The organism is Microbacterium sp. NPDC055910 (genome assembly GCF_042271185.1).
Taxonomy (GTDB): Bacteria; Actinomycetota; Actinomycetes; order Actinomycetales; family Microbacteriaceae; genus Microbacterium.
Map to the genome: position 1 here is coordinate 54,477 of NZ_JBHJZS010000011.1, position 18,905 is coordinate 73,381.

At 68.8% G+C, this 18,905-nt stretch carries 14 protein-coding genes and 1 tRNA gene; 3 read left to right on the plus strand and 12 right to left on the minus strand.

Translation table 11 applies throughout. The features are described from left to right. Nucleotides 1-18: 18 nt before the first annotated feature. Nucleotides 19-1,302, minus strand: coding sequence for a restriction endonuclease subunit S (locus ACFC3F_RS07240; protein WP_376128053.1), 1,284 nt, complete (start codon nucleotides 1,300-1,302; stop codon nucleotides 19-21). Then, nucleotides 1,299-3,329 carry an N-6 DNA methylase gene (locus tag ACFC3F_RS07245; protein ID WP_376128055.1) on the minus strand — a complete coding sequence of 677 codons (2,031 nt, stop codon included), beginning with the start codon at nucleotides 3,327-3,329 and terminating at the stop codon, nucleotides 1,299-1,301. The genes ACFC3F_RS07240 and ACFC3F_RS07245 overlap by 4 nt, the downstream gene beginning before the upstream one ends. 402 nt (nucleotides 3,330-3,731) lie before the next feature. On the opposite strand from ACFC3F_RS07245, the gene ACFC3F_RS07250 reads away from it, so the two are divergent. Beyond that, entirely contained in the window at nucleotides 3,732-4,871 is a 1,140-nt protein-coding gene (locus ACFC3F_RS07250) for a tyrosine-type recombinase/integrase (protein ID WP_376128057.1), read from the plus strand. Between the two features lie 209 nt (nucleotides 4,872-5,080). Here ACFC3F_RS07250 and ACFC3F_RS07255 read toward each other — a convergent pair. After that, a tRNA-Arg gene (locus ACFC3F_RS07255) sits at nucleotides 5,081-5,152 on the minus strand. 42 nt (nucleotides 5,153-5,194) lie between these two features. Continuing rightward, nucleotides 5,195-5,557, minus strand: a complete 363-nt coding sequence (locus ACFC3F_RS07260) for a nuclear transport factor 2 family protein (RefSeq protein ID WP_376128058.1) — start codon at nucleotides 5,555-5,557, stop codon at nucleotides 5,195-5,197. A 149-nt stretch (nucleotides 5,558-5,706) separates the two neighbouring features. Here ACFC3F_RS07260 and ACFC3F_RS07265 point away from each other — a divergent pair, with 149 nt between their 5' ends. After that, nucleotides 5,707-5,991, plus strand: a complete 285-nt coding sequence (locus ACFC3F_RS07265) for a Fe-S cluster assembly protein HesB (protein ID WP_376128060.1) — start codon at nucleotides 5,707-5,709, stop codon at nucleotides 5,989-5,991. A 65-nt stretch (nucleotides 5,992-6,056) separates the two neighbouring features. Here the strand turns inward: ACFC3F_RS07265 and ACFC3F_RS07270 are convergent, their stop codons facing one another. The 8 genes from ACFC3F_RS07270 to ACFC3F_RS07305 form a co-directional block, all read right to left on the minus strand. Continuing rightward, nucleotides 6,057-6,725: a spermidine synthase gene (locus tag ACFC3F_RS07270; RefSeq protein WP_376128094.1), complete on the minus strand. Its 669-nt coding sequence runs from the start codon at nucleotides 6,723-6,725 to the stop codon at nucleotides 6,057-6,059. A gap of 126 nt (nucleotides 6,726-6,851) precedes the next feature. Continuing rightward, nucleotides 6,852-10,469, minus strand: a complete 3,618-nt coding sequence (locus tag ACFC3F_RS07275; RefSeq protein ID WP_376128062.1) for an error-prone DNA polymerase — start codon at nucleotides 10,467-10,469, stop codon at nucleotides 6,852-6,854. A gap of 321 nt (nucleotides 10,470-10,790) precedes the next feature. Further along, nucleotides 10,791-12,575, minus strand: a complete 1,785-nt coding sequence (locus ACFC3F_RS07280; protein WP_376128064.1) for a DNA polymerase Y family protein — start codon at nucleotides 12,573-12,575, stop codon at nucleotides 10,791-10,793. Next, entirely contained in the window at nucleotides 12,572-13,279 is a 708-nt protein-coding gene (locus ACFC3F_RS07285; RefSeq protein WP_376128065.1) for a hypothetical protein, read from the minus strand. Before ACFC3F_RS07285 ends, ACFC3F_RS07280 begins: the two co-directional genes overlap by 4 nt. 160 nt (nucleotides 13,280-13,439) lie before the next feature. Beyond that, nucleotides 13,440-14,006, minus strand: coding sequence for a cysteine hydrolase family protein (locus ACFC3F_RS07290; RefSeq protein ID WP_376128066.1), 567 nt, complete (start codon nucleotides 14,004-14,006; stop codon nucleotides 13,440-13,442). 272 nt (nucleotides 14,007-14,278) lie between these two features. Continuing rightward, entirely contained in the window at nucleotides 14,279-14,776 is a 498-nt protein-coding gene (locus ACFC3F_RS07295) for an HNH endonuclease (protein ID WP_376128068.1), read from the minus strand. Nucleotides 14,777-15,625: 849 nt separating this feature from the next. Next, the gene (locus ACFC3F_RS07300; protein ID WP_376128069.1) at nucleotides 15,626-16,351 is read right to left on the minus strand and encodes a M23 family metallopeptidase; all 726 of its coding nucleotides are present in this window, start codon (nucleotides 16,349-16,351) and stop codon (nucleotides 15,626-15,628) included. A gap of 342 nt (nucleotides 16,352-16,693) precedes the next feature. Beyond that, a complete protein-coding gene (locus ACFC3F_RS07305) occupies nucleotides 16,694-17,395 on the minus strand; it encodes a metal-dependent transcriptional regulator (RefSeq protein ID WP_376128070.1) in 702 nt (233 codons plus the stop codon). Between the two features lie 131 nt (nucleotides 17,396-17,526). On the opposite strand from ACFC3F_RS07305, the gene serC reads away from it, so the two are divergent. Next, nucleotides 17,527-18,645: a phosphoserine transaminase gene (serC, locus tag ACFC3F_RS07310; protein WP_376128072.1), complete on the plus strand. Its 1,119-nt coding sequence runs from the start codon at nucleotides 17,527-17,529 to the stop codon at nucleotides 18,643-18,645. The last annotated feature ends 260 nt before the right edge of the window (nucleotides 18,646-18,905 follow it).

Below are 18,905 nucleotides of genomic sequence, written 5' to 3' on the forward strand. Positions count from 1 at the left end.
GCGACCCAGCAACACCACTCACACAGCCACCCCCACATCGATCTTCCCCGTCACAGCCGCCGAGATCAGGGCGGCACGACGCTCCCGCGCCAACGCGACGCTGTGCCGCGCTGTGCCTACCGCAGCGTCAATCTCCGCCGTCCGTCGCTCCACCTGCTCAGCGATCGCGCACTGTTCACGGTAGGGCGGCACTGCGACGTACTCGTTGAAGTACGCGGACTGGTCGAGGTTCTGGATCCCAGTCGACTGCTTAAGCGACTTCTCGGTGATGCGCAGTCGATACATCGCTCCATGGACGTACGTCCAGAACTGGGGATCCATTCCGGCTCGCAGCTCTACGCGAGCTACGAAGTTCGAGCAAACTGCCGGCTCATCTCGGTCGTACAGCACGACGAAGCCGACCGGGGACTTCTCACCCCCACCGGATTTCTCGAGCAGCAGATCGCCGTTCCGTAAGACCCGACCGGCTCGTTCAGACGCACTCAGTTTCCGAAGAGTGTGCGCATCGTCGTGGATCCGCTGCTTTGGCCGATCGAAGTCAGCGACACGCACGCAACGGAGATCCTCTCCCCCCCCTTCTGGGTCAGCACCCCAGACGCCATTCCGGGCGCGAGCTACCGTCGAGGCCAACCGCTGAACCGACCAGTGGCTTGGGACATCTCCGAGCCACTCGACACCGCTCGCTGCCAGCGGGGCTGAGGCATCGATACCACGGGTAACAGCGTGCGCGATGACCGCAGCGCGGCGCTCGGTGAGGAGGGTGATGAGGTCCTCGTTCTTCGCGATGAACGCGTCGATCTGTGCCGTCTCCCGATCCAGATAGTCGGCGATGGCTCTCTGTTCGGGGAGCGACGGGACCGGCACCCGCTTGGAGGCGACGGTTTCGACCGATATTCCGGGCTGGGCCGCACTGGTGGAATACTGCCCGAGGTCCATGACGGAGAGGATGTAGCGAAGCCATTCAGGATCACAGCGGCGTCCCGAGTAGGCGACAATCGCGTGCTCGGTTGCGTAGACCTTGCCGTGTCCTATCCAGACTTTCCCACACAGGGCACCTTGTCGGCCGATCATGGGCGCCACCGCGTCGACATTGAACGAGTCCGTGTACCCGCGGAACCCGCCGCCGCCGTACACGGGATACTCACCTGACTCATTGATCCGAGCGCTGTCGATAGCGTCGCCACTCTTGAAGCGCGCAATCAGACCGAGCTTGATGGTTTCCCAGGACGCCGGGATCTTGTCGTCGCTTAGCCACTCGATCCCACTGTCCCGGTAGTCGGCATGCGGCCTGTGACGCTTCACGCCTCCACCTGGTTGAGTATTGCGCGGAGTTCGTCCATGACGGCGTCGAGGTCGCGGTCGATCTCCTCAAGTGGACGGGGTGGGATGTACTGGTAAAAGTGGCGGGTGAAGGGGATCTCCGCGCCTTCCTTGGTCTTGGAGTAGTCGACCCATGCGTCGGGCGCGTACGGGAGGACTTCACGGGCAACGTAGGCGTCTGCATCCTCGTCCCATGGCACGTTCTCGGTGTCGCGGAGCGACGGATCGGCCTCAGGGTCCCCCTTGGCGTCGGTGCAGGTGTCGGCGGTGTCGTCCTGCTCGCCGAGCTCCGTCGTCACGGTCTTGAGCAGCGGTGCGGGGAGGGTGAGGCCTTCGGCTTTCGCGGCGTCCTTTAGCGCCTTCTGGAACTCGGCGCGGTTCTTCCACACTGTGTCAGTGCCGAGCCGGTCGAGAGCGGCGCGGAGGGCGGCGGAATCCGTCTCGTTCAGTTTCTGGATGGCCTTGGCTTCGAAGACGGTGTCGATGCGCTCGGGGGTGGCGTGCCAGTTGAGTTTGAGTAGACGTTCGACGGTGATGGTGCGATAGAGGAATTCCTCGTTGCGGAAGATCTTCGAGTTCTTGCCTTCCTCGAACTCGGCGTACAGGCCGACGATGGTCTCGATGTTCTTCGGCGAGAGTTCGTTGCGCTTGGAGCCGAGGGTCTTCGGAACCTTGGTAAACATCTCGCGCCCGTCGATGAGCTGGACCCGGCCCCTGCGGTCATCGGCCTTGCGGTTGGTGAGGACCCAGATGTATGTGGAGATGCCGGTGTTGTAAAACATGTCCTTCGGCAGCCCGATGATCGCCTCGACGAGGTCGTTGTCGAGCAGCCACTTGCGGATGTTCGACTCGCCACCTCCGGCACCGCCGGAGAACAGCGGTGACCCGTTCAGGACGATCGCGATGCGGGAGCCGCCACCTTCGGGTGTGCGCATCTTCGACACCAGGTGGAGGAGGAATAGCATCGCCCCGTCGCTAACGGTGGGGGTGCCGGGGCCAAAGCGGCCGTTGAAGCCGAGCTTGGTGTGTTCGTCGTCGACGTAGGTGCGCTGGTCTTTCCAGTCGACGCCGAAGGGCGGGTTGGAGAGGCTGTAGTCGAACTTCTTGTCGTCGAAGGCGTCTTCGGTGAGGGTGTCGCCAAGGGCGATGTTGTCGACGTCCTGGCCCTTGAGGACCATGTCGGCCTTGCAGATCGCGTACGAGGCGTCGTTATAGTCCTGCCCGTACAGGTTGAGCTGTATGCCCGGGTTCAACGTGCGGAGGTACTCGTCAGCGACGGAGAGCATGCCGCCCGTGCCGGCGGTCGGGTCGTAGATGGACCGCACCACACCTGCTTTCGACAGGGCGTCGTCGTCGAGTGCGAACAGCAGCTCGACCATGAGCTTGATGACCTCGCGCGGGGTGTAGTGGTCACCGGCGGTCTCGTTTGACTTCTCGTTCGCGAACCGGATGAGCTCCTCGAATACAAGACCCATCTGGATGTTGCTGACCGTGCGGGGGTGGAAGTCCGCCTGCGCGAACTTCTCCGTCACCGCGAACAGCTTGTTCTTCTCCGCCAGCTTGTTCAGCGTCTTGTCGAACTCGAACCGCTCGAAGATGTCGCGCACGTTCAGGGAGAAACCGGCCAGGTAGGAGGACAGGTTCGCGCGGAGGTCGGCTGGATCGGCGACGAGCTTGCCGAAATCGAAGGGTGACGCGTTGTAGAACTGGTGACCGGCGGCTTCCTGGAGCTTGATCGCCTGCAGCATCTCAGGGAGCGTCGCGATGGACTTCGCGGCCTCGAGCACAGCAGGCTTCGTGTCGGCGAGCACGGCGTCGAGGCGGCGGAGCACCGTGAACGGGAGAACCACCGACCCGTACTCAGAGGGCTTGAACGGACCGCGAAGGGACTCGGCGATGTTCCAGATGAAAGCGACGTGATTCACCACAAGTGAGCACTCCTGCTGTAGAGCAACGAAAAAGCGGCAATAACGCCGCGAACCCTCCCATCCTGGCGCAACTCTCTCCACTATCCGCTCACTCGTCAAGGAGTCCTAGCGTGAGTTGATTCCTGCGGCCGCCAGCACAAGCAGCGCTCACGTGTGTTCTCGAGCAACTCGTAGATCACTCAGTCCGCAGGCTCTCCGACAATCAGCAAACCCAGCGATCGGGAAGCGGCGCAGTGCTCGTCGTCGAACGGCTGCTAAGGGACGCGCGCCAGCGCGGAGTCTGCAAGGAGTGAGCGACGAGAACGGAGCCGCGACCGATCGCTACTCTCTCGGCGTCGGAGGGAGGCGCCCCTCCACGCGGCGCCAGTTGGCGACGTCTTCCTTCATCTATCCACATCTCGTCTCAGTCGCGTTGACGACGACCGATCGGTGTCCGACACTGTCCCGATAGGGACCGTCAATCCGCACCGAACGGAGGTCGAGATGGGCTACATCACCCCGTACGAGACGGCGAAGGGCCGCCGCTATCGTGTGCGCTATCGCAAGCCCGATCGCACCGAGGCGGAGAAGCGCGGCTTCACGACGATGCGTGAGGCGAAGCTCTACCTCTCGATGGTCACGGTGTCGAAGTCCAAGGGCGAGTACATCGATCCGTCCTCATCCCGGGTTCCGGTCCGGATGTTCGCGGACAGCTGGCTGAAATCGAAGCAGCCGCCGATGTCAAAGCCGTCGTATTACGCGACGCTCGAGCAGGGTTGGAAGAACCACGTCGCGCCGGTGTGGGCTGACCGCGAGATCTCGTCTATCCGGCGCTCAGAAGTCCAGGATTGGGTGTCAGATCTCGCGGCGAGGAAGTCGCGTACGGTGGTTCTTCGCGCGCTGGGGATTCTGGCCGGCATCCTTGACGTTGCGATCGACGATCGTCGCCTCGCGAGCAATCCGGCGCGCAACATTCGCAATCTTCCTCGGCACGGGCCGGGCAAGCGACGCATCTACCTCACACATGACCAGGTGGCGACGCTGGCGGCGTGCTCAGCACATCCCACGCTCGTCTTGACACTGGCGTACTGCGGTCTGCGCTGGGGGGAGGCGACGGGGTTGCGGGTGCGCAGCGTGAACCGGCTGCGCCGGCGCTTCGTGATCGAGGAGAACGCCGTCATGATCGCCTACGAGATCCACGTCGGTACGCCCAAGACACAGGAGCGCCGCTCAGTCCCCTACCCGGCGCGTCTCGCCCCGATGATCGAGCAGGCGTGCGCCGGCAAGGGCCCGGAGGGACTGCTTTTCGGCGACGGGGTCAATCACATGCGCAACTCAGGCGACAAGGGCTGGTTCGCGAACGCGGTGCGGCGGGCGCAGGAGTTCGATCCGTCGATCCCGCGGCTCACTCCGCACGACCTCCGTCACACAGCCGCGTCCCTCGCGATCAGCTCGGGAGCAAACGTAAAGGCCGTGCAGCGGATGCTCGGCCACGCGTCGGCTGCGATGACACTCGACACATACGCCGACCTCTTCGAGGACGATCTGGACGAAGTCGCGACGCGGCTGAATGCGCAGATGCCGTTGGTGGCGCTACCGTCGGGTCCGCAGACTCGCTACGCCCGGCCGCAACGACTGCATTAGCAGCGGGGAGCAGATTGCTCACTTTTTCGACAGGGCTGGATCCTGTGCGAAACGCTTCATTTTGGCGTTCTAGGACGCCGATCGAAGGGCCTTGAAGTGGCTTGTCGGTGTGCCCAGAGTTTGATAAATGCGGGCAAAAAACGGGCAAAAACGCGATCTTTGTGGTCTGACCACAGAAGGAATCCCCGGTCAGAGGCAAAAAACGGCTGTGCCCCTGGAGGGACTCGAACCCCCAACCGTTTGCTTAGGACGCAACTGCTCTTCCATTGAGCTACAGAGGCTGGCCCGACCGAGTCTACCGGGGCTCCACGGCCGGGCAGCCGTCAGTGCTTGCGCTCGATCCACCACTCGGTGAACTCCCTCGCGCGGCCGTCGTCGGCGAACCGCACGAGCCACAGGTTGTCGTACGTCCCGACCTTGGCGCCCGCGGCATACGTCGTGACGCCGCGAATGGCGGCGGCATCCGTCGTCTCGATCTCGACGTGGCCGTCGAACGTCCACTCCCCCGGCTCGTCGCGCTCATCGCTCCACAGCGCGAGGATTCGGTCGATGCCGACGGCGGGTTCGAGATCGTCGGGCGACCCGCGATACACCGCATCGTCGGTGAACAGCGCGCGGATCGCATCGGGTTCGTTCGTGCGCCACGCCTCGACATAGCCGCTCAGAAACCGCTCCGCGTTGCTCATGCGACGACACTGGCACGACGCTCACCCCCGCGCCAGGGCGGTTCCTCCGTATTGCGTGGGAATCGGGGCGGATCGCCGGCGCACGGTTGCATCCCGGCGCGGATCTCGGAATCGTGGCCGGTCCTATTGCCCGAAACGGAAGGACCGACATGCTCACCATGACCGATACCGCCGCTGAAGCCGTCAAGGCGATCGTCTCGCGCGTGCCGAATGTGCCCGACGAGGGCGGCGTGCGCATCCGCGACACCGGCACCGCCGAAGGCTTCGAGCTGAGCGTCGCACCGGCGCCCGAAGAGACCGACACGGTCGTCGCCGAAAGCGGAGCGAACGTGTTCCTCGACGTCGGCGCCGCCGCGGCGCTGGATGACCGCGTGCTCGACGCCGAACTCGCGCAGGACGGCTCTGTGCGCTTCGCCCTGGGCACCCAGGGCTGACACGTTCCGCGAGGCGGGCTCCTGCGGGGGCCCGCCTTCGTCGTGTCAGAAGATCGCGTGCCTGATCACACCGTGCGGCTCTGGGCGACGTAGACCGTGTTCGACGAGGTTCCACCGGTGACGGGATTGTCGAAGTCCACGACATGCGCCGCACCGTCGTCGAAGACCTCGGCGAGCACGGTCATGAACTCCGCGTCGGGCGGGTCGTCCGACCACAGCGCGAAGACGCCACCCGACGTCAGATGCCGGTCGAGGGCGCGCAGACCGTCGGCCGTGTAGAGGTCGGCGTGGGTCGGGTCCAGCTGGTGCCGGGGGGAATGGTCGACGTCGAGCAGGATCACGTCGTACCGCGCATCCGCATCGACCGGCTCACGGCGCATCAGCGCGAAGAAGTCGTCGCTGACGAGCGTGGTGCGCGGGTCGCCGACCAGCTCACGCGAGGCGGGGAGCAGCATCCGCTCATGCCAGCCGATCACCGCATCGAGCCGATCGATCACGGTGAGCGCCGAGACGCGCGCGTCGCGCAGGGCGGCGACGGCGGTGTATCCGAGCCCGAGTCCGCCGACGAGCACGGTGAGACGGCTCCCGGATGCCGCGGCCAGCCCGAGGTCGGCGAGCGCCTCTTCGGCGACGGTGAACAGACTCGACATCAGATACTCGTCGCCGAGCTTGACCTCGTAGATCTCCTGCCCCACCGAAGGTTCCGACCGTCGCCGGAGGGTGAGGTCTCCCATCGGAGTCGGTTGCCAATCGAGCTCTTCGAACCGTGCGATCACAGACGTCCCGTCGTAGGGTGCCCACACTACGCGGCGGGGCGCTCCTCCCCTACTTCCCAGCTCGTCGCCCTGTGCTCCGGCGCATCAGCGGAAGTCGCGCGACTGGTGGTGCACGCCCACCCGCAGATCCTCGACGCGGTCGGCGACGAGGTTCGTCACCCCCTCGACAGAGCGTTCGAGCAGGCCCCGCACGATGAGCGCCGGCGCATCGCGCACGACCCTGCGATACCGGTTCCACACCCCCACCGAGCAGATGACGTTGACGATGCCGTGCTCGTCTTCGAGGTTGAGGAACGTGATTCCGGATGCTGTCGCCGGACGCTGCCGATGCGTGACAAGCCCGGCGACTTCGACTCTTCTCTCGGCCTCGTGCGTGCGCAGCTCGCGCGACGTGAGCACACCGCGCGCATCGAGCCTCGACCGGTAGTGCGTCAGCGGATGATCGTCGACCGAGACGCCCGTCGCCCACAGATCGGCGGCGAGCACGTCATAACTCGTCGGGTCGGTGAACAGCGGCGGCTGCACGAAGGCGAGCGAATCGGGCAGGAACTCGGCACGGTCCTGGGCGGCGGATCCGGCGAGCCACGTCGCCTCGCGGCGCGTGAGTCCGAAGCAGTCGAACGCTCCGGCGGTCGCGAGTGCTTCCGCCTGGGTGGCCGTGAGGCCGGTGCGGCGGACGAGGTCGCGCTGGTCGCGGTAGGGGCCGGCCGCGTCGCGCTCTTCGACGATGCGGGTGGCGACGTTCTTGCCGATGCCTTTGATAGCGGCGAGACCGAGGCGCACGGCGTAAGCGCCGTCGCGGCGGTGGGCGGCGGAGTCGTCGGGGGCGGTGGGGTCGAAGTCGCCGGTGGGGGGCTGGTGGCGGGCGGTGCAGGAGGGGAGGCCGGTGGGGGGTCTCGACCCTTCGGCGGGCTCAGGGACCGGTTCATGGGGAGGGGGCGACCCTTCGGCAGGCTCAGGGACCGAGGCGGGCGACCCTTCGGCGGGCTCAGGGACCGGGGCGGGCGACCCTTCGGCGGGCACAGGGACCGAGGCGGGCGACCCTTCGGCGGGCTCAGGGACCGAGGGCTCGAGCAGGGGGTCGACGCTGGAGGCGTGGAGGTCGGGGCGGCGCACCTCGACGCCGTGGCGGCGGGCGTCGGCGACGAGCGTCGCGGGTGAGTAGAACCCCATCGGCTGCGCGCGCAGCAGCCCGGCGAGGAACGCCGCCGGATAGTGCAGCTTGATCCACGAGCTGGCATAGACGAGCAGCCCGAACGACAGCGAGTGCGATTCGGCGAACCCGAAGTTCGCGAACGCCTGGATTTTGGCGTAGATCGCGTCGGCCTCCTCTCCCACGAGGCCGTTCCGCGCCATCCCCTCATAGAGCTTGGTCTTGAGCGAATCGATGCGTTCGATGCCGCGCTTCGATCCCATCGCGCGGCGCAAGAGGTCGGCATCCTCACCGCTCACCTCGCCGATCGCGACCGCCATCTGCATGAGCTGCTCCTGGAAGACCGGCACCCCGAGCGTGCGCTCGAGCACGGGCTTGAGCTTCGGATGGGCGTACGTGACCTCTTCGCGCCCCAGCTTGCGCCGCACATACGGGTGCACCGCCCCGCCCTGGATCGGCCCTGGCCGGATCAGCGCGATCTCGATCACGAGGTCGTAGTAGCGTCGCGGCTGCAGTCTCGGCAGCAGCCCCATCTGCGCGCGGGACTCGACCTGGAACACTCCGATCGAATCGGCCCGGCACAGCATGTCGTAGACCCCCTTCTCTTCCTTCGGCAGGGTCGACAGCTCCCACTCCTCCCCCGTCGCGGCGCGGATCATGTCGAAGCAGTACTGCAGGGCGGCGAGCATCCCGAGGCCCAGCAGGTCGAACTTGACCAGGCCCATCCAGGCGGCGTCGTCTTTGTCCCACTGGATGACCGTGCGCCCCTCCATGCGCGCGTGCTCGATCGGCACCACCTCACCCACGGGCCGGTCGGTGAGCACCATGCCCCCGGAGTGGATACCGAGGTGCCGCGGCGCCTTCAGCAGCTCACCGGCGAACTCGAGCACCTGATCGGGGATGTCATGTGCGTCGGCAGGCCCGGCAACCGAGCGGCCCGAACCCCCCGCGCCCCCAGGTGGTCGAGTAGCCGACGACGTCGGCGTATCGAGACCCGGAGCCCACCGCTCGACCTGCTTCGACCAGGCGTCCTGCTGCCCGGGCGAATGCCCGAGCGCCTTCGCCATGTCGCGGATCGCGTTCTTCGGCCGGTACTGGATGACATTCGCCACCTGCGCCGCCCGCTCGCGCCCGTACTGCTGGTACACCCACTGGATGATCTCTTCGCGCCGGTCGGAGTCGAAATCGACGTCGATGTCGGGCTCCTCGTCGCGCAGCGACGACAGGAACCGCTCGAACGGCAGGTCGAAGGCGATCGCGTCGACGGCGGTGATGTCGAGCAGATAACAGATGGCACTGTTCGCGGCGGATCCGCGCCCTTGACAGAGGATGCCGCGGCGCCGAGCCTCTTGCACGATGCCATGCACGATGAGGAAATAGCCCGGGAAGTCCTTCATCTCGATGACGCCGAGCTCTTTTTCGATGCGGGCGCGGTTCGCCTCGGACAGATCGGGATACTTGCGCGGCACCGCCTGCCACACGAGGTGCCGCAGCCACGACATCGGCGTGTGCCCCTCGGGCACCTTCTGCTTCGGCAGGGCGGGCTTCGCGCGCCGCAGCGGGAACGCCAGCTCATCGGCGAGCGGCACCGTGCGGGCGACGGCATCGGGATGCCGCGTGAACCGCTCGGCCATCTCGGCCCCCGAGCGCAGGTGCGCTCCGGCGTGCGCGGGCAGCCATCCGTCGAGCTCGTCGAGTCCGCGGTTGGCGCGCACGGCCGCGACGGCGGCGGCGAGCAGCTGGCGCTGCGGCACCGCATAGTGCACGTTGTTGGTCGCGACGGTCGGCAGCCCCTTCTCGCGCGCGAGCCCGGCGAGCACGTCGTTGTCGCGGGTATCGAGCGGGGAGCCGTGGTCGATCAGCTCGACATAGACCCCGTCGCGGCCGAACAGGTGCACCAGGCGGTCGAGTTCGCCCGCGGCGGCGCCTGCTCCGGAGGCGCCGAGCGCGCGGCGCACGCTGCCCTTGCGGCATCCGGTCAGCACGGCCGTGTGCCCCGCCAGCTGCGCCGACAGCTCGTCGAGGTCGTACTGCGGCCGCCCCTTCTCTGCGCCCTGCAGCTGGGCGTGTGTGAGGGCTCCCGCGAGGCGGTGATACCCCTCTTCGCCGCGCGCGAGCACGAGCAGATGCTCGCCGACGGGATCGGGCTGGCCCGCCTGCGGGGCGGGCAGATCGAGCGACAGTTCGGCGCCGAACACGGTCGCCAGCTGCCGCGTCTCGGCGGCTTCGGCGAACCGGACGATGCCGTAGAAGCCGTCGTGGTCGGTGACGGCGAGCGCGTGCAGTCCGAGCCGCTCGGCCTCTTCGGCGAGCTCTTCGGGAGAGGAGGCCCCGTCGAGGAACGAGTACGACGAGTGCGCGTGCAGCTCGGCGTAGGGCACGACGTCGGCGGGGCGCTCGATCGGCATGGGCACGTAGGGTCCGCGCTTACGAGACCACGCGGGACTGTCGCCGCCGTCGGCTCCGGCGGGGCGGTGATCGGGGCGGCGCCGATCGCTCAGCACGCGCTCGAGGTCGGACCACGACACCGACGGGTTGTTGAAGCCCATCAGTCGTCCTCCCGCCCTTCGACAAGCTCAGGGACCGAGCCAGGGGCGAGGGCGGGGGCGGGGGCGAGGGGCGACCCTTCGACAAGCTCAGGGACCGGGGCGGGGCCGGGGGACGACCCTTCGGCAAGCTCAGGGACCGGGGCGGGGCCGAGGGGCGACCCTTCGACAAGCTCAGGGACCGGGGCGGGGTCGAGGGGCGACCCTTCGGCGAGCTCAGGGGCCGAGCCGGGGGCGGGGGGCGACCCTTCGGCGAGCTCAGGGACCGAGCCGGGGGCAGGGGGCGACCCTTCGGCGAGCTCAGGGACCGAAATGCCCATCAGCTCAGTCATACGCCCCCTCCGCCGTCCACCGGCCGCTCTCGCAGACGAGCAGCCATGCGGCGCCGTCGGCGTCGACGACCTGAAAGCGGTGGGCGCGGCGTGCGCGCGCGGCATCCCACCCTCGTTCGATGACGGGCCAGGGCCCCGCCCACGCCTCGATCGCGCGGCGGCGGCCGCCCTCGACGAGCACGCCGGGCGCCGCCGAGAGGGTGCCGCGCTCATCGACCTCGACGGCGTACCCGCCGAGCGTGGTCACCTCGACCGTCGGCGGCTCGGTGAACACGGTCGTCGGCAGCGGGTCGGGAAGGCTCCCCGGCCACGGTCGCGCGCGCTCCCTGTCGAGCACGGCGCGGTCGCCCCACGGCACGAGCACCTGCCGTTCGGCGAGCCAGCGTCCGCCGCCGATCGCGGGGGTCGCGACGGCGCGGTGGCCGAGCATCGCCTGCACGCGCGAGAGGGCGTGGTGCACGTGCTCTTCGGGACCCGACCCGAAGATCGCGGGGAGGTGGTGCGCCGCGGCATCCACCGCTTCGGGTGCGATCCGCACGAGGGTGACGCCGCTGCGCAGCGCCTCGGAGTCCTCGCCCAGCTGCCACCGCACACGGTCGACGACGGCGGAGGCGTCGAACGACGCCGGATGCAGCCACACCCGCTCGCTGCGCTCACCCCGATCGCCGACGAGCTCGACGCGCAGCTCGGTGCAGACGAGATCGAGCGCGCCGAGTCCCCCGATGAACTCGTCGGCAGCGATGCGCATGCCGAACGCGACCTGCTCGACGATCTCGATCGGCGGCTCGAACGCGACCTCGCGGTGCAGCTCGGGCGGTGGCGTGCGGGGGTCGACGGGCTGCGAGTCGCGCCCGCCCGCGAGCGCGTGCAGACGGATGCCGCGGGGTCCGAACCTCTCGCGCACGCGCTCGTCGGGCATGGCCGCGAACGCGCCGAGCGTGTGGATGCCCAGGCGCGTGAGGAGGCTGATGAGGTCGTCGGGGGCGTGTTCGGTCTTTTTGGCTGCGGTGTTGTCGAGCGCGGTGATGGGGAGCGGTGCGAGGAAGCCGGCCGCTCCCCCGGCGGGCACCGTGAAGATCGGCTCGGCACGGGTGGATGCCGCCATCGCGGCCCGCTCGGCCGTGAAGGGTCCGTCGGCGATGCCCGCCCGCACGTCGGGCAGGCCGAGCTCGCGCAGAGCGGTGACGAGCACGCGCGCGGCGTCGACCTCGCCGCCGTAGTAGCGGGCGGGGCCCTTGGCCTTGAGGGCGCAGAGTCCGGGGCGCACGAGCTGGACTCCGGGTGCGCGCTCTTCGATGCACGCGATGACCGGGGCGAATGCGCGGTGGTCGCGGGCGTCGTCGGCGGGGACGATCTCGAGCGACGGGCAGCGCGCCTGCGCGTCGCGGCGACGCTGCCCGCGGCGCACGCCCTCGGCCCGCGCGGCAGCCGAGCACGCGACGACGCGGTTGGCGTGGACGATGGCGATCGGGCGGGCGGCTTGGGCGGGCGACCCTTCGCCCCCCGCCCCCGGTTCGGTCCCTGAGCTCGCCGAAGGGTCGCCCCCCGACCCCCACTCGGTCCCTGAGCTCGCCGAAGGGCCGACCCCCGGCCCCGACTCGGTCCCTGAGCTCGCCGAAGGGTCGATCCCTGAGCGTGCCGAAGGGCCGACCCCCGACCCCCGGTCGGTCCCTGAGCCCGCCGAAGGGTCGGTCCCTGAGCTCGCCGAAGGGTCGATGGGGGTGAGTGCCGTGATCGGCCAGTCGGGGAACCAGAGCACGAGAGTGCGCACGCTCATCCGGCCTTCGACCATTCCGTGGGGCGTTCGGTGCCGTGCTCGACCCGGGTGAGCCTCGCGGGGGCGGCGGCGACCGTGCCCGCGGCATCCGGAAGCAGCATGCGCCCCGTGCGGGCCACGGGCCACCGTCGGCTCGCCGACGTCACGGTCACGGTGCGTTCGGCGAGGTAGCCGTGGCCGCGGCCGACGCCCGTCCACGAGGCGTCGCCGACCTCGAGCACGGCTTCGGCTTGCGGCCAGGGTCCCTGCACGAGCAGCACGGCGCCCCGGTCGCGCAGCCGGCCCGCGAGCCGGGCGATCTCGCCGTCGGGGGCACGCCCCGCCGGACGCACGGCGACGACCGGCAGCACGTCGGCGATCGTCGCGGCGACGGCGAGCCAGCGCCGGCCCGGGTCGGGCACGAGCACGAGGCGTGAGAGGTCGACGCCCATCGACTCGGCTGCTTCGGCGCCGAGGCGCGGCATCCCGATCACTCCGCACCACGAGCCGTCTTGCGAGGCGCGGGCGAGAAGGGCGAGCAGCAGCGAGGTCGAGCGCGGGAGCGAGTAGGCGCTGCCGGGGCGCAGTCCCCCACCGGGGAGCAGATCGGCCAGCGCGGGAAGCACCGGCAGCACGGGCGCATCGAGCTTGCGCCCCTGCATGCGCTCGACCTGAGCGCGCAGTCGGGTCAGCTCGTCTGCGTGTGCGGCCACGATCCCCCTCATTCCACCAGGCTAGAACTGATGTTCTATTAACTCAATCCCGTGGAATGACGCTACCCCGCACTTCCGACACCTATGTTCGACTCTTGACCGCGAGACTGCAACGGCAGGGCGAGACCGTGGGTGAACCCCACGGTCTCGGCGCTCGGTTGCAGTCTCGGCGTCAGAGGGGTCGGACGAGCGACGCCGTCGTCGCGATGCGGGCGAAGCCGCCCTCCTGCAGCACGAGCGCCGTCGAGGCCATGAGCTCCTCGGCCGTGCGCGTGACGACGCCGACGCCGGTGATCTCTCCGGACAGGTCGAACGTGCGCGTCGCATCGAGGGCGACCGTGACGTCGTAGCCGAGGTTGCCCGCCATGCGCGCCGTCGTCTCGACGCACATGTTGGTCTGGATGCCGCACAGCACGAGCTGCGTGATGCTCTGCTCCTGCAGCCAGGCGTGCAGATCGGGGTCGCCGTAGAACGCCGAGTTGACGTCCTTCGTGACGAACAGAGCGGGGTCGACGGCGGCGACGGCATCGACGAGCGCGTTGCCTTCGTGCGACGGCGCGAGCGGCGATCCGGACGACGTGGAGTCGTGCCGCACGACGACGATCGGCTCGTCGGCGGCGGTCCACGCCTCGATGAGCGCCGCGACGTGGGCCTCGCACGCGGGGTTGGTCGTCGCACCCCAGAAGTCGAGGTCGTCGAAGGCGCGTTGCATGTCGATCACGATGAGAGCTCGGGTCATGGGCCCATCCCATCACGCGCACCCCGGCCCGCGGCATCCGTCGGCTGCCAACCCTCGCCCGAAAACCGCGAGACTGCAACGGCGCGCCGAGAAAGCGGGTGAACCCCACGGTCTCGGCGTGCCGTTGCAGTCTCGCGGTCAAGAGGGGGCGCGGGTGCGCGCGGGCGAGCGCCGGGCCGGCGAGGCGAGCGCCGGGCCGCGGGCGAGCGTCGCGCCGGCGAGGCCGCGCTCGAGCGCACCCGCCCCGACTCCCCCGCGCTCGAACGACCGCGTCAGGCCGCGAGCGCCAGGTAGGGCTCCCAGCGGGGGTCGGCACGGTCGGTGCCGCGCACCGTCCACTGCCCACCCCGCGGGACGCCCGGCGACAGCCGCAGCTCCCACCGCATCTCCTGCGGCGTGCGGTCGCCCTTGATGTTGTTGCAGCGCAGGCAGCACGCGACGAGGTTCTCCCACGAATCGGCGCCGCCGCGCGAACGCGGCAGCACGTGGTCGATCGTCGACGCCGGCGTGCCGCAGTACGCGCAGCGGTGACTGTCGCGGCGCAGAACACCGCGGCGTGTCACCGGCACGCGTCGGGCCCCCGGCATCCGCACATAACGCGTCAACAGGATGACCGCGGGTCTGTCGTAGACCCCGCGCGCTCCCCAGACAGGATCATCTTCGACGAGTTCGATGACGGTCGCCTTCTGGTTCAACACGAGCACGATGGCCCGTTTGAACGACACGACAGCGAGCGGCTCGTAGCCCGCATTCAGCACCAGTGTGCGCATTGCTCATCCTCTCGAACGTCCGAGACGGCTTCTCGGGTTGTTCGGTTCGTGACGATGAGTTCGACGTCAGGGTACGAAAAAGGCGCTGTCGATTACAGACAGCGCCTTGGCGCCACGGTAGGACCGTGGCATCCGTTCGTGCAATGCCGCAGGACGAGGCGACCTAACGCATCCATGGTTCGGATGCGAGGAATGCTGCCCATGGGCTCCCTCCGCTTCTCTCAGCGTCGGGGATCAGGCTAACCCACCACACCGACACCGCGGCCGGTTGAGCGTGAACCGGAGGTGTCGTGTCGCCGACAAGCCGATTGCGCCACCGTCCCGCCGGCCCCGGCCACCGAACCGTACCGATCCCGTCGAACTCGACGTCGACGACGTACGCCTCGACCGAAACGGTCGGGTTCGACGAACCGCACCAGCCCGACCCGAGCGGATGCCGCCACCCGCCGTCGCCCGCCGGGTCAGCCGGCGTCACCGACGAGCCGATCGCGCCACCCGCCCGCCCCCGGCCACCGGACCGTACCGATCCCGTCGAACTCGACGTCGTCGACGTACGCCTCGACGGAAACGGTCGGGTTCGACGAACCGAACCGAACCGGTCCAACCCGACGTGAGCGGATGCCGCCACCCGCCGTCGCCCGACGGATCAGCCGGCGTCACCGACGAGCCGATCGCGCCACCGTCCCGCCCCGGCCACCGAACCGTACCGATCCCGCCGAACTCGACGTCGACGACGTACGCCTCGACAGAAACGGTCGGGTTCGACGAACCGAACCAACCCGACCCGACCCGACCCGACCAACCCAACTCAACCCGAGCGGCCACCGCCACCCGCCGTCCCCCGACGGATCAGCCGGCGTTGGCGACGAGCCAGGCCCACGGGTCGACGAGGCCGTTGTTTACGCGTACCTCGAAGTGCAGGTGGTTCGCGGTCGAGCTGCCGGTCGAGCCGACGAGTCCGATGAGCTGTCCCGCCTCGACCGACTGACCGGCGACGACCTGGCGGCTGCCGTAGGTCATGTGCCCGTACAGGGTCGACACGCGCTGTCCGGCGATGACGTGGTCGATGACGACCGCGACGCCGTATCCGCCGTAGGCCTCTTGCGCGATGCGCACGACACCGGCCGCCGCCGCGTACAGCGGCGTGCCGCCGGGGGCCAGCAGGTCGACACCCTGGTGGTAGCCGGAGTCGCCGATACCGCGGCCCTTCGTGAAGTTGAGGATCGGCCAGCGCACTTCGCCCGTGCCGGGCGAGACGAGGTTGATGTTGACGGGCACCGACGAGACGCTCGACGACGCGGCGGCAGCTGCCGCCTGTGCGCGGGCGCGCGCGGCCGCGGCTTCGGCGGCCTTCTTCTTGTTGATCTCGTCTTCGGTGGTCGCCGAGTAGCTGTCACGGGCGAGCTCGGTGCCCGAGGCATCCGAGGCGACGACGAGCGACTGCGCGTCGACGGCGGACATCTGCTGCAGCGTCTGACTGTCCTCGATCGGCATGCGCGTGCTGGCGGCGTAGGCGGGGATCGCGACGGTCGCGACGAGTCCGCCCACCATCGTCAGGATGACGAGGCTGCGCACCGGCCCATGTCTGCGGGCGGCGGTCGGTCGGGTCGGGCGCGTCTTCGTCGAGCGCTTCTTGATCCATGTTCGCGATGTCGCGGGGGTGACCGGACGGTCTTGCGACTCGATCGCGGTCTGGTCGTACTCTTCAGCCAAGCTGTCCTCCGGCGCCTCTGCGCCGTGGCGCTGGCTCGTCAACACTCGATGTCGGGGCACGATGTGCGGGTTTCACCGCGCAGACGACGAACCGATGAGGCAATCCGCGCGGAGTCCGTCGGCGGGCTTCTCACCTGTGGACCGTTTGAGGCTACCCGATGGTAACGAATCTGTCACGTTACCCACCTGGCAGACCCCTGGACGTCACGCCGCGTCGTCGAGCAGGAAGATGTGCGAGGCGATCTCGATGGGCAGTTCGAGGCCCTCGTCGCTGCCGTCCATCTGCACGAGCACGTAGCCCTCGTTGTACCGGAAGTCGCCCTCCGCGCCCGGCAGCACACCGGCCGATTTGAGCTGCTGCAGCAGTTCGGGATCCACCTGGGCGGGCTCGGCGAGTCGGCGCACCGTGCCGCGGATCGGCCCACCCGCCTCGTTCATGCGCGCGACGAGGCCCACGACGTCCTGCTCGAATTCGACGGCCGCCACGTCGCCGAGCTGGTCGAGCCCGGGGATGGGGTTGCCGTACGGCGACTCGGTGGGGTGGCCGAGCAGCTCGATGAGCCGGCGCTCGACCTGCTCGCTCATGACGTGCTCCCAGCGACAGGCCTCGTCGTGCACGTAGGCCCAGTCCAGCCCGATGACGTCGGAGAGCAGGCGCTCGGCGAGCCTGTGCTTGCGCATGACGTCGACGGCCTTCTGGCGCCCCGCGTCGGTGAGCTCGAGCGTGCGGTCTTCGGCGACGACGACCAGTCCATCGCGCTCCATGCGCCCCACGGTCTGCGACACCGTCGGACCGGAGTGGCCGAGCCGCTCCGAGATCCGCGCGCGCAGCGGCTGGATCTTCTCCTCTTCGAGTTCGAGGATCGTGCGCAGGTACATCTCGGTGGTGTCGATGAGATCAGTCATGCGGGCGCCCTCGTAACGATGGAACAGGTAAGGCCAGCCTATCCCGCAGGGCGGACACCGGGCCGCGGCATCCGGGTCCGGATCAAGGGCCCGGGTCAAGGGCCCGGGGCGGGCATCTCTAGAATCGACGCATGTCCCACGTGCTGCTCCCCCGCGAGATCCTGCCCTCCGACGGACGATTCGGGTGCGGCCCGTCGAAAGTGCGGCCCGCCCAACTCGAACTGCTCACCGGACGCGGCGCCGCCGTGCTCGGCACATCGCACCGCCAGGCGCCCGTGAAGGACCTCGTCGGCAGTGTGCGTGCGCGCATCGGCGAGATCTTCCGCCTGCCCACGGGATACGAGGTGATCCTGGGCAACGGAGGCTCCACCGCCTTCTGGGATGCCGCGGCTTTCGGCCTGATCGAGCGCCGGTCGCAGAACCTGGTCTTCGGCGAGTTCGGCGGCAAGTTCGCCAAGGCGGCCGCCGCCCCGTGGCTCGAGGCTCCCGACGTGCGCAAGGCCGAGCCGGGCACCCGCGCCACGCCCGAAGCCGTCGAGGGCGTCGACGTGTACGCCTGGCCGCACAACGAGACCTCGACGGGCGTGAGCGCGCCGGTCGAGCGCGTGCACGGCGACCAGGGCGCCCTCACCGTCATCGACGCGACGAGCGCGGCGGGCGGCATCGACTTCTCGGCGCACGAGGCCGACGTCTACTACTTCGCGCCGCAGAAGAACCTCGGTTCGGACGGCGGCCTGTGGCTCGCTCTCGTCTCGCCGGCAGCGATCGAGCGGATCGAACGGATCGCGGCATCCGATCGGTACATCCCCGAGTTCCTCAGCCTGAAGAACGCCCTCGACAACTCCCGCCTCAACCAGACCCTGAACACCCCCGCCCTCACGACGCTGCTGCTGCTCGATGACCAGCTGGGCTGGATCCGCGACAACGGCGGGCTGCAGTGGGCGGATGCACGCACGCGCGAGTCGTCGGATGCCCTCTACGCGTGGGCCGAGGCCGCTGCCTACGCGACGCCGTTCGTCGCCGATCCGGCCGACCGCTCCCCCGTCGTCGCCACGATCGACTTCGACGACTCGGTCGACGCCGCCGCCGTGGCCAAGAGCCTGCGCGCCAACGGCATCCTCGACACCGAGCCGTACCGCAAGCTCGGCCGCAACCAGCTGCGCGTCGCGACGTTCGTCTCGATCGAGCCCGACGACGTGCGCCGGCTCATCCGCTGCATCGAGATGACCGTCGAGGGCCTGTCGGCGTAGCCGGTAGGGCTGGACTGGGCTGAGCTGGGCAGGGTTGGGCTGAGCTGGGCCGCGTCCCGGTGCTACGCGCTACCGAAACCTGCACCCGCGCCCGTTTATCCAGGCGCGCCTGCAGGTTTCAGTAGCGCGAGCGGATGCTGCACCCCGACCTCACTCGCCGGGGTCATCCTCGTCGGGGTCGCCGCCGGAGCCATTGGCCGCGCAGCAGGCTGAGCTGAACTTGGCTGGGCAGGGTTGGGCTGAGCTGAGCCGCATCCCGG